This is a genomic window from Mycobacterium sp. IEC1808 (assembly GCF_002101935.1).
Classification (GTDB): domain Bacteria; phylum Actinomycetota; class Actinomycetes; order Mycobacteriales; family Mycobacteriaceae; genus Mycobacterium.
The window spans coordinates 22,609-31,705 of record NZ_LQPV01000040.1 but is presented as its reverse complement, the minus strand read 5'-3'; the positions used below and the strand labels follow the sequence as shown (position 1 = coordinate 31,705).

Below are 9,097 nucleotides of genomic sequence, written 5' to 3'. Positions count from 1 at the left end.
GGCGGGCCGCCCGGGACCCCGCCGCCCCCGCCGCCCGGACCGCCGCCGCCAGTCGGCCCGCCCGGCGCCGTGGACGGCGCGGGCACCACGCTGGTCGTAGTGGTGGTGGTCGATGGCGTCGTGCTGCTGCTGCTCGGCCCCTTATTGCCGCCGCCACATCCGACTGCGAACACGAGCATTGCCGCGCCGCCGAAAACCGCTACGGCGTTCCTAGCCCCAGATCTCATCACCAAATCCCCACTCTCCACTCGCGCCGCTGTAGCTGCGGTCCACTTCTCCGTACCCGGGCGTGCGGGTGCACAAACGAGTTGGAGCGCTAACTGTGGGGAACTTGGTCGGCTTAGCAGTCGAGGCCGGAAACGCAGGCGGTGAGAGTGGCGATGTGCACGCTGCTGCCGCCCGCTGGAGCGGTCGCGCCCGGGTGGGCCGCGGTCGCGCTGGGCGACGCGTGTGGCGTCGGCGACGACGCAGCGGCCACCGGGGTGACGGCGCCGAATCCGATTGTCGCAGCGAGGACGGCCGTGCCGCCGAACACCGCGATTGCCTTCTTAACCTGTGCCTTCATGGGTCCGTCCTCTCCTCGCAGGATCGCTTGCTATAGGCAATCATACACATGTGCAACTATTGCTACAAGGGAGAGTTTGCCAGGCATACGACGCTCGAGGGAGGCAACGTGGTCGCCGGATTTGGGGCAGCGGAGCCGGCAGCGCGGGCGCGTCGTCGCGCGGGCCGAATGGGCGCGCGACGAGACGGGCCCGGCGAAGGGCGCGGCGAGTTCAGCAAACAGTTCGCGACGTCACCCGTCGCGGGCGCCTAGTCTTCCTTGGTGATCAGCTTGCGCAGCGCCACGCGGTCGGGCTTCAGCAGCTCCTCGATGCGCGGGTGGTTCACCTCGGCGACGATGATCTCGCCCACCTCCTGATTGACCTCACTGAAGATGCCGTGCGACTTCATCTTCGAGGTCTGATACAGGTTGTCCTCGGTGGGCGTCACGTAGTACACCGCGTCGGCCTTGAAGCGGTGCACCAGCCAGAGGTGGATGAGGGTCATCAGGCGCTTTTGGCGCAGCTTCTCGGCGAACGTGTTCTGATCGCGCACCGTGAGGATGCTGCGGCCGTGGCGGTCCTTGATGGGATCGAAGACGACGTTGGCGAGCTGCTCGTCGCCGTTGCCGTGGATCCCCAGCACCAGTACGTCCGAGCCTGCGCGGCGTGGCCGCAGCTGCACGCGGAGCTTTTCCCCGAGCTGGTAGTGCTCACTCCACAACGTCAGCCATTCCTCGAGCAGCTTCTTCGGCACTTCGGTCTGCACGAGGTGCTGGTGCTGGGTCGAGCCCTTGCCCATCGCCTTGGTGGTCGCGGTGCGTCCCGAGGACGCGGCGAGGGCGGCGTCGCTGCGCGGTCCGCCCACCAGGGTTTGCGGTGTGCGGTACGGCGACTCGACGAGGCGCATCTTGCGCTGCAAGCGCGCCAGCGCAAGCATGCCGTCCTGCCTCAGGGCGGTGGCGAACTCCTCGGCGGCGACGCCGTCGATCTGGTGTCCGCCGTAGGTGATGAAGTTGAAGACGAAGCCCATCTTCCCGAGCTCGACGGGGAATTGCTTCATCTCCTCGTCGGTCATTCCGGTGGTGTCCCAGTTGAACGACGGCGAGAGGTTGTACGCCAGCATCTGGTCGGGGAACTTGGCGTGGATGGCGTCGGCGAACTGCCGGGCGTCGGCGAGATCCGCAGTCTTGGTCTCCATCCAGAGGATGTCGGCGAACGGCGCCGCCGCAAGCGATTTCGCGATCGCGTACGGAATGCCGCCGCGGATCTGGTAGTAGCCCTCCGGCGTCTTTGCCAGCTCGCAGTCCCATGGCGAATCGACGCCCAATTCCCTGGCCTTCTCCTTGGCCTCGTAGAGCGACGCGTGCTCGGCGAACTCGCGCCACTCCTCGGGGCGCATGCTCTTGGGCTCCTCCTCCTCGCTCTCCCCGAAAGCGAGGACCTCCGCCACGGCCTCGGCGTAGGTCATCAGCCCAGCGTCGTCCTCCCAGGCCGCGACGAACCGCGACTCGACCTGGTCGAAGAGGTCGTCGATCGATTGCTTGCCGTTCTCCCGCCAGGTGTTGACGGCGTCCGAGATCACGCCCTGAATGCCTTGGCGCTCAAGCCACGCGGTGGCGTTGGCGTACTCGGCGTCGGACATGGCGTAGAGGAGGTGGCCGTTGAGTTCCTTGACTCCCAGCTCGTAGAAGCGCCGAACCAGCGCCAGGAAGCACGCCTTGTAGGACGGAATCTTCAGGTTGGTGGCACCGAGCAGGAATGGCTGGTCGCGCTCGTCGGCGCGGCTGTCGATCAGGTTGGCCGCCTCGGCGTCGGTGCGCGCGACGATGATGCCGGGCACCCGCATCACGTCGAGCTGGAAGCGGGCGGCGTTGAGGCGCTTGATCTGTTCGTCCGACGGCACCAGGACCTTGCCGCCCTGATGGCCGCACTTCTTGGTGCCCGGGCGCTGGTCCTCGATGTGGTAGCCGGGCACGCCGACCTCCACGAAGCGTCGGATCAGGTTGCGCACGTGCGGGTCACCGCCGTGACCGGTGTCCGCGTCGGCGATGATGAACGGCCGGTAGTCGTACTCCGGCGCCGTGGCCCGCTGCTGCTCGCTCATGTTCCGGCGCATGTACTGCTGATTGCGGTCGGCGGTGAGGAGCGCACGCACCAGCACGGCCGCGTCGTCGGGCACCTGGCTCAACGGGTAGCTGGCGAGGTCGGGTCCCGGGTCTTCGGTGGTGGAGCCCTTGGCCGAGGTCGCCCAGCCGCCGAGGTAGATCCCCTCGATGCCCATCCGCTTCATGCTGACCGCCTGGCCCGGCGAATACGGGCCGAACGTCGTGATGCTCTTCTTCGCCGCGAAGAGCTCGCGCAGCCGGTCGTAAAACGCCGCGGCCGCTTCCCGCGCCACGGTGTAGTCGGTCGGAATCGTGCCGCGCTGCTCCGCGACTTGGCGGGCCGTGTAGAGGCGCGTGATCCGGGCAAAGCGCGAACTCTCGAAGTACCGCTGCGTAGCCTCGACGTCCTGCTCGAACGGCGTGCGGACCTCGGTGTCCGTTTCGATGATGGCCATGGGGTTTCGCTCCTCTTCAGCACGAATTCGCTGACCGTGAGTTTATCCCCGGACACGGCGGTTGAATCAGGGGTAAATAGTCCCGAGCCGCAACTGTGGCCGTGCCGTACTCGGCGCGCGCAATGCCCAGCAAAGCGCGTCGGCGATCGGTAGTCTCCCTTCCGTGCAGACGAGCTTGCGCTTCGAGCGTTGGTATCTTCCCCTCGCGGTTGCGGTCGGGCTGGGCCCCCGCCACAGCGAGATCCGGTTGGACGCGGGCGTCCTGCACGTCAAGATGGGCTGGGCTTTTGAGGCCGACATCCCATTGGCCTCGATCACCAAGGCGGAACCGGCCAGCGAGCGCGTGTTCGCCTGGGGCGTGCACTACTCCGCGGGTCGGTGGTTGGTCAACGGGTCGGGCAAGGGGTTGGTTGCGTTGACGATCGAGCCCCCGGTACAGGCGAAGGTGTGGGTCAGGTCGGTGACGCTGCGCTCCTTGTGGATCAGCGTGACCGATCCGGACGCCCTGATCGCCGCCTGCACGACCGCCCGCGCCTAGCCGGGCGCCGAGAGCGCGCGTTTCTTCAACCAATCCCGCTGCCGCCGGACGAACTCGGCGTCGACCGTCTTCCCGTGGCCCGGGACATAGACGGCGTGGGACCCGCCGATCGCGAGCACGCGATCCAGGGTTTCCGGCCACGCCGCCAGATCGGAGTCGGCGTCGATGTACGGGTCGGCGGATTCCTCGACCAGGTCGCCGGTGAACAGCACGATCGGGTCGCCGGCACCGTCTCGGGTGGGCGCCACCACGACCAGGTCGGCCGAAGTGTGGCCGCGGCCCGGGTGCGTCACCGTGACGGTGCGGTCGCCGAGGTTGATCGCGGTTTCGTATAGACCGCGCCGAGGCGGATTCAGCGCCGAAATCGCGCGATCGACTGCGGCGGCATTCGCGCCGTAACTCAGCGCGTGTGCGCGAAGGTGGCCGGTGCCCGTCGTCAAATATTCGACAACCTCAGGCGTGCAGTGGATTTCGGCATCGCGGAACGCCGAGCAACCCAGGACATGGTCGAAGTGCTTGTGTGTCAGCACGACGTGAGTCACATCGCGCCCGGTGAGCCGTCGCGCGTCGGCGTGGATGGCGGCCGCCTCGGCGAGGGTGGTTCCGGTGTCGATGATCAGCGCTCCGCCGGCCCCCCGCACCAGCCCGATGGTCACGTCGCAGAACGCCAGCCGGCAGCGATGGACCGTATCGGTCAGTCGTTCCCAGACGAAGTGCACAAGAAGGACGGTAGCCCCGCTCCTGCCGCGGTGGCAGAACATGTCGGAAAAAGTTGACATGTCGGAATTTCCCGACATATATTTCGCCGGTGGCCGCCGCCGATCGCGTCTTTCTCGCCCTGGCCAACCCGGTGCGTCGGGAGCTGCTGGAGATCCTCGCCGGACGCCCGCTGTCCGCGGGCGAACTCAGCGACCGGTTCGAGCTCAGCCGCCCGGCCGTCGCCGAGCACCTCAAGGTGTTGCGGGACGCCGGGCTGGTGGCCGACGAGCCGCAGGGCCGCCGTCGCATCTACCGCCTGACCGCCGAACCGCTGGCGGAGCTCGGTGAGTGGCTGCATCCGTTCGAGAAGTTCTGGCGCGCCCGGCTGGCCGAAGTGGCAGAGGAGCTGGAATGAGCGAGACGCCCGCAACGATCAGCGTGGACCAATTCGTCGCGGCGCCACCGGCGAGGGTGTGGCGGCTGCTGACCGAACCGGAGCTGATGCGGCTGTGGTGGGCCGAGGGAGAGGTGGCCGCGGTGGTCGGCCACCAGTTCACGCTCGACATGCCGGGCTACGGCAGGCAACCCTGCAAGGTGCTTGAGGTCGATCCCCCGCACCGCTTCGTCTACACATTCACCGCGGCCTGGACCCTGACCTGGCGTCTCGAGCCGGAAGGCAGCGGGACCCGAGTGTTCTTGGAGCACAGCGGATTTGACCTGAATGACACCAGGATGGCCGAGGCCTTTGGGCGCATGGGACCCGGCTGGCGCGACGTCGTTCTCCCCCGCCTCGCCGGGGCCGCCGCGCGGGCCTGAGGCGCCCTACGCGGTGTGCGACCATCACACGATGCGCGCAGTGGTCATCACCAAGCACGGCGGCCCGTCGGTCCTGCGGGTCCAGGAGCGGCCGGACCCCCCGGCACCGGGCCCCGGGCAGTTGCGGGTCGCGGTGCGGGCGGCCGGGGTCAACTTCGCCGACCACCTGGCCCGCGTCGGCCTGTATCCGGACGCACCGAAGCTGCCGGCGGTGGTCGGCTACGAGGTCGCCGGGACGGTCGAGGCCGTCGGCGACGGCGTCGACCCCTCCCGCGTGGGCGAACGCGTGTTGGCGGGCACGCGATTTGGCGGCTACGCCGAGGTGGTCAACGTGGCGGCGAGCGATTCCGTCCCGCTGCCGGATGCGTTGAGCTTCGAACAGGGCGCCGCCGTCCCGGTGAACTACGCGACTGCCTGGGCGGCGCTGCACGGTTACGGGTCGCTGCGTGCCGGCGAGCGGGTGCTGGTGCACGCGGCGGCCGGCGGGGTGGGCATCGCCGCCGTCCAGTTCGCCAAGGCGGCCGGGGCCGAGGTGCACGGCACCGCGTCGCCCGCAAAGCACGCGAAGCTGATCGAGCTGGGCGTCGACCGGGCCATCGACTACCGCCGCAACGGCTGGTGGAACGGCCTGGGGCCCTACGACCTGGTCCTCGACGCGCTCGGCGGCACGTCGCTGCGCCGGTCCTACGCGCTGCTCCGCCCGGGCGGAAGGCTTGTGGGCTATGGCATTTCGAACATGCAACACGGCGAGAAGCGCTCGCTGCGCGCCGCCGCGCCGCATGCCGTGGCGATGCTGCGCGGTTTCAACCTGCTCGACCAGCTCTCCGAGTCGAAGGCCGTGATCGGGATCAACATGCTGCGGCTGTGGGACGACCGCGGCACGCTCGAGCCGTGGATCACTCCCCTGGCCAAGGCGCTCGACGACGGCACCATTGCTCCCGTCGTCCATGCCGCGGTCCCGTTCGTCCGGGCGCCGGAAGCGCACCGGATCCTGGCGGCCCGGGAGAACGTCGGCAAGGTGGTGCTGGTGCCGTGAGTTTTAGCACCGCGACAATGGCTATTTAATCCGTCATGGCTATCACCGATTCCCGCGAAGTCGTCATCGACGCGACGCCCGACGAAATCATGGACGTGCTGTTCGACCTCGAGTCCTTGACCGAGTGGTCCTCGTTTCACAAGAAGGTCGAAATCCTGGAACGCGACGCCGACGGCCATCCGAGCAAATCGCGGCAAACGGTGAAAATCGTCGGCGTCAGCGACGAGCAGGTGCTCGACTACTCGGTTCACGACGACGGAGTGGGCTGGACGCTGGAGAGCTCCAAACAGCAGCGCGCGCAGGAGGGCCGCTACACCCTGACGCCCGACGGCGATTCCACCCGCGTGCGTTTCGATCTGACTGTGGACCTTTCCGCCCCGGTGCCGGGGTTCCTGGTCAAGAGGGGGGCCAAGGGCCTGATGGAAACCGCGACCGACGGCCTGCGCAAGCGCGTGCTCGAGGTCAAGGGCGGCAGGTAGGTTCGAAAACGAGTCCTTCCCGACCGACCGTCGGCGAGCGACACTGTCCTGTATGGAATCGCTTCACCGCTTCGCGCCGGTCACCGCCGGGCTGGCGCTCCTCGTCACGCTTGCCGGCTGCGGCGGCCAGGGGGGCAGCCATTCGACGGCGCCGCAGACACCCAAGGTGACGACCCTCGGCCGGACTGTCGCGCAGGCGCCCGGCGACGGGCCGCTCACCATCGGCAGCCCGGCATTTCCCGACGGCGCACCGATCCCCGCGCAATACACCTGCAAGGGCGCCAACGTCGCGCCGCCCTTGACGTGGTCGGCGCCGTGGGGCGGGGCGCTCGTCGTCGACGATACGGACGCCCCGCGCGGACCCTACGTCCACTGGATCGTCGTCGGAATCCCGCCCGGTCCCGGGAGCACCGCGGACGGCCAGACGCCGGCCGGCGCCAGCAGCCTGCCGAACTCGGCCGGGCAGGCCGGCTACAGCGGGCCCTGCCCGCCCGCGGGCACCGGGGTGCACCACTACCGGTTCACCCTCTACCAGCTCCCCGCCACCTACCAGCTCCCCGCGGGACTGGCGGGGGTGCCAGCGGCGCAGGCGATCACGAAGGCGGCGGCAGCCCAGGCGCAATTCACCGGAACCTTCGAGGGCTGATGACCCAGGCGGGGGCGCCATGCCGGCACAACCCACGTTAGATGTAACGCGGGCAATACAATTCGGCCAGCTCGTCGCCGCGACCTACGCGACGTCGCCCGGCGACTTGACGAACAAGGCCGGGCAGGCCCTGAGCGCCGGCGGCGTCGACTACACCGTGGTCACGACGATCTACGCCAACGATCTGGCGACCGACATGAATCCGGCCCGCGCCGACGACGAAGTCTCCATCGGGCTCATCTGCCAGGAAAACGAGACCGGCAACGTGGCGATCGCGATCCGTGGCACCGAAGGGTGGCTGGAATGGATCCACGACGTCGAATTCGGGCTGGTGCCATGCCCTTTGCTGACGGGAGCCGGGCACACGGAAGACGGCTTCACCGACATGTACGAGTCGCTGCGCGCGGGGGCCCAGTCGGCTTCGCCGAAGGTGGTCGACGCGCTCGCGAATCTTACGTTCCCGCAGGCCGTCGGCTCCGTGACGATCTGCGGGCACAGCCTGGGCGGAGCCCTGGCGACGCTGCTGGCGCTCGATCTGGCGGCGAACACGACCTTCGCCGTTCCCGCCGTCTACACGTATGCCAGTCCGCGCACGGGGGATTCGCTGTTCGCCGCCACCTTCGACCAGGTGGTGAAGAACTCGTTTCGCATCGCGAACCGGTTGGACATCGTCACCGCCCTGCCTCCCCCCGTCGACTACGAACACGTGCTCAATCCGACCTGGTTGAACCCGATTCGGTTGCTGCCGCTGCCACCGAAGGTTCTGGTCAAATACTCGGTGGCGTGCGAACATTCGCTCGCGACCTACCTGTACCTGCTGTCGCTGCAATCCGGCGGCCCGACCCTGAACCTGGAGCCCGCCTGCAAGCCCTCCTAGTCCGTCGGTGCCCGGGTGGCGAGCCGAATTAACCCGCGGCGCAGCCGTTTGTCGCGCTTGCCGGCGGCCAGCTCGATCAGGGCGATCTCCGCGACCGCCGCGACGAGCAACGCCGCGACCGGTTCGGGGGACGCCCAGCCGAGCGCGACGAGATCGGGCACGATCTGCGCGGCCGCACTTTCATTGCGGGCGGCCACCAAATCGCTCAGCCCGGCCTCGGTGCGTGACTGCACGAGCAACGCCTTGGTGGCCGGCTCGGCCAGGCAGCCGTCGAGGTAGGCGTCCATCCCCGCCTCGAGCCGCTCACGGCCGGGCGGCAGGTCGGCGCCGGCGGCGGCGATCGAGTCCTGCAGGTCGTCATGGAACCGGTCGTGCAGTGCCCGCACGTATTCCGAGCGGCTGGGCCAATGCTGATAGAAGCTGCCCTTCGCCATGCCGGCCTCGGCAACGATCGCGTTGACCGAGATCCGGGCCAGGTCGGCCGTTCCCAGCAGCCGCTGCCCCGCGTCCAGCAGCGCATTGCGCCCCTGCTCAGGCGATCTCATCGCACGGCCGCCCGGCGCTGGCTGCGGCGGGCCAGCATCTCGCCGTACTGCTCGCAGACGTGGATCACGCCGGTGAGTTGATAGGTGATCCACCCCTTGTGGGTTGACGGGAGGTTCTTCTCGAACACCCGGTGCCCGATGATCTGCAGGGCCCACCCGCCGACGAACATCGCGGCACCGACCCTCGGCTTGGCCCACACCAGCGGGAGGCCGGCCGCGATGATCGGCGTGCCGATCAGATGCGTTGTCCGTACGCCCTTCGAGGTGTGCTGGGTTCGGTAGTAGGCCATCTTGTCGGCGAACGGCGCTTCGGGCGGCGGGGCTGGCATCGCGGGTCCCTTCTTGTCACGGCGGTC

12 protein-coding genes and 1 pseudogene are annotated in these 9,097 nt (G+C 68.4%); 7 read left to right on the top strand and 6 right to left on the bottom strand.

Annotation, left to right across the window (positions count from 1 at the left end; translation table 11 throughout):
- The 3 genes and pseudogenes from AWB92_RS30695 to aceA all read right to left on the bottom strand — a co-directional run.
- Window positions 1–227: pseudogene (locus tag AWB92_RS30695) on the bottom strand (hypothetical protein); the annotation flags it as partial.
- Window positions 228–340: 113 nt separating this feature from the next.
- Complete coding sequence (locus tag AWB92_RS21175; RefSeq protein WP_085189133.1) at window positions 341–565, bottom strand: hypothetical protein; 225 nt, start codon at window positions 563–565, stop codon at window positions 341–343.
- A gap of 248 nt (window positions 566–813) precedes the next feature.
- Window positions 814–3,105, bottom strand: a complete 2,292-nt coding sequence (gene aceA / locus AWB92_RS21170) for an isocitrate lyase ICL2 (RefSeq protein ID WP_085189131.1) — start codon at window positions 3,103–3,105, stop codon at window positions 814–816.
- Window positions 3,106–3,268: 163 nt separating this feature from the next.
- On the opposite strand from aceA, the gene AWB92_RS21165 reads away from it, so the two are divergent.
- Entirely contained in the window at window positions 3,269–3,643 is a 375-nt protein-coding gene (locus AWB92_RS21165; protein WP_085189129.1) for a hypothetical protein, read from the top strand.
- Here the strand turns inward: AWB92_RS21165 and AWB92_RS21160 are convergent.
- Entirely contained in the window at window positions 3,640–4,362 is a 723-nt protein-coding gene (locus AWB92_RS21160) for an MBL fold metallo-hydrolase (RefSeq protein ID WP_085189127.1), read from the bottom strand. The genes AWB92_RS21165 and AWB92_RS21160 overlap by 4 nt on opposite strands.
- Before the next feature lie 89 nt (window positions 4,363–4,451).
- Between AWB92_RS21160 and AWB92_RS21155 the strand changes: the two genes are divergently transcribed.
- The 6 genes from AWB92_RS21155 to AWB92_RS21130 are packed head-to-tail and all read left to right on the top strand — an operon-like array spanning window position 4,452 to window position 8,196.
- Complete coding sequence (locus AWB92_RS21155; protein WP_173817464.1) at window positions 4,452–4,757, top strand: metalloregulator ArsR/SmtB family transcription factor; 306 nt, start codon at window positions 4,452–4,454, stop codon at window positions 4,755–4,757.
- On the top strand, window positions 4,754–5,158 hold the full coding sequence (locus tag AWB92_RS21150; RefSeq protein ID WP_085189125.1) for an SRPBCC domain-containing protein: 405 nt from the start codon (window positions 4,754–4,756) through the stop codon (window positions 5,156–5,158). The genes AWB92_RS21155 and AWB92_RS21150 overlap by 4 nt, the downstream gene beginning before the upstream one ends.
- A 31-nt stretch (window positions 5,159–5,189) precedes the next feature.
- Window positions 5,190–6,194 (top strand): medium chain dehydrogenase/reductase family protein, encoded by a 1,005-nt coding sequence (locus AWB92_RS21145; RefSeq protein ID WP_085189137.1) that lies wholly within the window; start codon window positions 5,190–5,192, stop codon window positions 6,192–6,194.
- Window positions 6,195–6,229: 35 nt separating this feature from the next.
- Window positions 6,230–6,673, top strand: a complete 444-nt coding sequence (locus AWB92_RS21140) for an SRPBCC family protein (RefSeq protein WP_085189123.1) — start codon at window positions 6,230–6,232, stop codon at window positions 6,671–6,673.
- Between the two features lie 52 nt (window positions 6,674–6,725).
- Window positions 6,726–7,319 carry a YbhB/YbcL family Raf kinase inhibitor-like protein gene (locus AWB92_RS21135; protein ID WP_085189121.1) on the top strand — a complete coding sequence of 198 codons (594 nt, stop codon included), beginning with the start codon at window positions 6,726–6,728 and terminating at the stop codon, window positions 7,317–7,319.
- A 19-nt stretch (window positions 7,320–7,338) separates the two neighbouring features.
- Entirely contained in the window at window positions 7,339–8,196 is an 858-nt protein-coding gene (locus AWB92_RS21130) for a lipase family protein (RefSeq protein ID WP_085189119.1), read from the top strand.
- Here AWB92_RS21130 and AWB92_RS21125 read toward each other — a convergent pair.
- Window positions 8,193–8,741, bottom strand: a complete 549-nt coding sequence (locus AWB92_RS21125; RefSeq protein WP_085189117.1) for a TetR/AcrR family transcriptional regulator — start codon at window positions 8,739–8,741, stop codon at window positions 8,193–8,195. The two genes, AWB92_RS21130 and AWB92_RS21125, sit on opposite strands and share 4 nt — an antisense overlap.
- A complete protein-coding gene (locus tag AWB92_RS21120; protein ID WP_085189115.1) occupies window positions 8,738–9,070 on the bottom strand; it encodes a DUF962 domain-containing protein in 333 nt (110 codons plus the stop codon). Before AWB92_RS21120 ends, AWB92_RS21125 begins: the two co-directional genes overlap by 4 nt.
- Between the last annotated feature and the right edge of the window lie 27 nt (window positions 9,071–9,097).

Excerpts from the sequence above, each read along its gene's own strand:
- AWB92_RS21175 (WP_085189133.1), bottom strand. The coding sequence starts at position 565 with ATGAAGGCACAGGTTAAGAAGGCAATCGCGGTGTTCGGCGGCACGGCC.
- aceA (WP_085189131.1), bottom strand. The coding sequence starts at position 3,105 with ATGGCCATCATCGAAACGGACACCGAGGTCCGCACGCCGTTCGAGCAG.
- AWB92_RS21150 (WP_085189125.1), top strand. The coding sequence starts at position 4,754 with ATGAGCGAGACGCCCGCAACGATCAGCGTGGACCAATTCGTCGCGGCG.
- AWB92_RS21145 (WP_085189137.1), top strand. The coding sequence starts at position 5,190 with ATGCGCGCAGTGGTCATCACCAAGCACGGCGGCCCGTCGGTCCTGCGG.
- AWB92_RS21140 (WP_085189123.1), top strand. The coding sequence starts at position 6,230 with ATGGCTATCACCGATTCCCGCGAAGTCGTCATCGACGCGACGCCCGAC.
- AWB92_RS21135 (WP_085189121.1), top strand. The coding sequence starts at position 6,726 with ATGGAATCGCTTCACCGCTTCGCGCCGGTCACCGCCGGGCTGGCGCTC.
- AWB92_RS21130 (WP_085189119.1), top strand. The coding sequence starts at position 7,339 with ATGCCGGCACAACCCACGTTAGATGTAACGCGGGCAATACAATTCGGC.
- AWB92_RS21125 (WP_085189117.1), bottom strand. The coding sequence starts at position 8,741 with ATGAGATCGCCTGAGCAGGGGCGCAATGCGCTGCTGGACGCGGGGCAG.
- AWB92_RS21120 (WP_085189115.1), bottom strand. The coding sequence starts at position 9,070 with ATGCCAGCCCCGCCGCCCGAAGCGCCGTTCGCCGACAAGATGGCCTAC.